This window comes from Pseudomonas sp. P5_B2, assembly GCF_056400445.1.
In genome coordinates, this window is sequence record NZ_JBFULH010000497.1 from 1 (window position 1) to 3,034 (window position 3,034).

The window sequence follows — 3,034 nt, forward strand, 5'->3', positions numbered from 1 at the left end:
ACGTAAACGCGTCGCTGAACGCAATGCGGAAATGGATGCCAAGGAAGCGAAGGACCGCTAAACCATCAACCCTGTCATTCTCGGTGAATGACAGGGTTTGATTTTTCTAGCGCAGTGGCAAACACCAGATTTCTCTCCACCAGCGTCATGTCGGCGAAGAACTTTCCGTTACTGAAGTACTTCACTAATGATTGCTCAATCAATTTTGATAAAGGAGTAGTCATTTTTTTTGACAAGTCTTTGACGCTTTTAGAGCGTCGTTAGACGCATCTGCATGCTTTTTAGAGGTAGAAGTACAAACACCATCTTATTTTCATTGGTTAAGATGGCGCATTGTTGCGGAGATTTCAGATGCGTTACTCGCAGGACCATAAAGCCCAGACCCACAAACGCATTATCAAGGAAGCCTCAGCGAGATTCCGACGGGACGGTATTGGGGCAACTGGCCTGCAACCACTGATGAAAGCATTGGGGTTGACCCACGGCGGCTTTTACTCGCACTTCAGGTCCAAGGACGAACTGGTTGAAAAGGCGTTGCAAGCGGCTGGCGAGCAGGTTGAAGCGGTTTGTGCCGAATTATTCGCCCAGGATCGCCCACTGGATGCCTTCATCGACGCTTATTTGTCCGAATGGCATCAGACCTCTCCTCATGAAGGCTGCCCGTTGCCAACCATGTCTTCAGAACTTGGTTTGCGTGGGCAGCCGAGCCCGACCTCGGATGTAGTGCTCATCGCACGACTCCAACAAATAGAAGGAGCCCTTGAAGGCGAGGATGCCGCGGACCAGAGCATCTTCATAATGTCCGCCCTGGTCGGGGCATTGCTGTTATCGCGCAGTGTCGAGAATCCCGAGTTGGCCCGGCGGATTCTCGACGTAACGCGCGCGATGCTTAAACAACTTCAGGACTAATCCTGCCAGCGCCTGAACAACACGCTGGCATTGACCCCGCCGAACCCGAAGCCGTTGGACAGCGCATACTCGATAGCCATTGGCCGTGCCTGACCGTGGACGATGTCCACGCCTTTTGCGGCTGGGTCCGGATTATCGAAATTCAGGGTGGCCGGCACGATCTGATCGCGAATCGCCAATAGCGTGAAGATCGCCTCAATCCCGCCGGCCGCACCGAGCAAATGCCCTGTCGCCGATTTTGTCGACGTCACCGCCACCTTGTTTTCTGAACCGAACAACGATTTGATAGCGGCCAATTCGCCGAGGTCGCCAACCGGCGTCGACGTAGCATGCGCATTAAGATGCTGCACCTGAGCCGCTGAAATACCGGCTTGCGCCAACGCCAGCGACATTGCCCGGCGCGCACCGCTACCATCTTCCGGGCCTGCGGTCAGGTGATAGGCATCGGCACTGGTGCCGTAACCGACCACCTCGGCCAACGGTTGAGCCCCGCGCGCCAAGGCATGCTCCAGGGATTCAATCACCAGAAGACCCGCGCCCTCCCCCATCACAAAGCCGTCGCGACCACTGTCGAACGGTCGAGAAGCGCGCTCAGGTGTTTCGTTGTAACCACTGGACAAGGCACGCGCCGCCGCGAACCCGGCCAGGCTGACCCGATCGATCGCGGCTTCGGCACCGCCACACACGGCAATGTCCGCTTCGCCGCAACGAATCAGCCGCGCAGCATCACCAATCGCTTGCACCCCGGCTGCACACGCCGTCACAGGAGCGCCCAACGGGCCCTTGAATCCATGCTCGATCGACACATGACCAGCGGCGAGATTGACCAGGAACGACGGAATGGTGAAGGGCGACAGTCGCCGAGGTCCCCGACTGTCGGTGGTACGTACCGCGTCGGCAATCGCGCCGAACCCACCGACTCCCGATCCGATAATGGTGGCCGTGCGTTCCTGGGCTTGTGGGTCCAGCGCTTGCCACCCAGCCTGCTCCAACGCCTGCCGTGCGGCCTCCATGGCAAACAGAATGAAGCGGTCCATCTTCTTCTGCTCTTTGGGGGACGTGGCCCGATCCGGGTCAAACCCCGCCTCGGGATCTTCCTCCACGGTAAGTACTGCGCCGCCAATCTTTGCCGGCAGATCAGCGACCACCTCTTCAGGCAAATGACGCAACCCGGAACGCCCGGCCAGCAAACGCTCCCAGACAGCCTCTACACCGCTACCTAGCGGCGACACCAGGCCCATGCCGGTGACAACTACTCGACGATCGTTCATGTCGCAATTACCTCAAGCCGATGGAAGGCGCCTTATTTGTAACGCGCGGCGGCCGTACTTTTGGAAAGATTCGGGGCCATTACCAGGCGGGCCTTTACAAAATCGTCCCACTCGGAGGCGTTTGGCAGCGATGGAATGGTGATCAGTTCACCCTGGTCCAGGCCGGTTAACGCTGCATCAACCATTTCTCCTGCTTCCATGACCATGTCCGCCGGAATCTGGCTAGCGTCGATACCGGAGCGTTCCCAGATCTCGGTGCGCGTTACACCTGGCAACACGGCTTGAACCTTGACCCCGGTGCCATCAAGTTCGGCATTCAAGGACTGAGTCAGGCTTAACACATACGCTTTACTGGCGCTGTAGGTCGCATTGAAGCGTTCCGGAAACAACGCCACCACCGACGCTATATTGATGATAGAACCCCGACCGGCCTTGGCAAAACTGGCGGCTGCCGCCGAAGCCAGACGTGTGACCGTGGTGACATTCAGTTGAATCAGCTTTTCCAACTGTTCCATGTCGGCATTCGCCAGCAGCCCATCCGCCGCGACGCCAGCGTTGTTCAACAACAGGCTGATACTCGAGTCGCTACGAAGACGCTGTTCGATCTTCAGTACATCATCTCTTTGTGTCAGGTCTGCCTTGAGTACTTCCACTTGAACACCGTGCTCGGCGCGCAATTTGGTCGCTGCCGCCTCAAGCCGCTGCTCGTCTCGAGCCACCAACAACAAATCAAAACCACGCGCTGCGAACCGCTCAGCGTAGATAGCACCGATACCGGAAGAAGCACCTGTGACGAGGGCGGTGCCTTGGGACTGGGTGGAGGTCATGACTGTGCTCCTGGGACATGTCTGAGG

At 57.6% G+C, this 3,034-nt stretch carries 3 protein-coding genes; 1 reads left to right on the forward strand and 2 read right to left on the reverse strand.

Annotated elements, in window-relative coordinates:
- Positions 1–351 precede the first annotated feature (351 nt).
- On the forward strand, positions 352–909 hold the full coding sequence (locus AC1DRJ_RS22925; protein WP_477804160.1) for a TetR/AcrR family transcriptional regulator: 558 nt from the start codon (positions 352–354) through the stop codon (positions 907–909).
- Here AC1DRJ_RS22925 and fabF read toward each other — a convergent pair.
- Positions 906–2,180, reverse strand: coding sequence for a beta-ketoacyl-ACP synthase II (gene fabF, locus AC1DRJ_RS22930; RefSeq protein WP_477804161.1), 1,275 nt, complete (start codon positions 2,178–2,180; stop codon positions 906–908). The genes AC1DRJ_RS22925 and fabF overlap by 4 nt on opposite strands.
- Positions 2,181–2,212: 32 nt before the next feature.
- Entirely contained in the window at positions 2,213–3,007 is a 795-nt protein-coding gene (locus tag AC1DRJ_RS22935) for an SDR family NAD(P)-dependent oxidoreductase (protein WP_477804162.1), read from the reverse strand.
- Between the last annotated feature and the right edge of the window lie 27 nt (positions 3,008–3,034).

Excerpts from the sequence above, each read along its gene's own strand:
- AC1DRJ_RS22935 (WP_477804162.1), bottom strand. The coding sequence starts at position 3,007 with ATGACCTCCACCCAGTCCCAAGGCACCGCCCTCGTCACAGGTGCTTCT.
- fabF (WP_477804161.1), bottom strand. The coding sequence starts at position 2,180 with ATGAACGATCGTCGAGTAGTTGTCACCGGCATGGGCCTGGTGTCGCCG.
- AC1DRJ_RS22925 (WP_477804160.1), top strand. The coding sequence starts at position 352 with ATGCGTTACTCGCAGGACCATAAAGCCCAGACCCACAAACGCATTATC.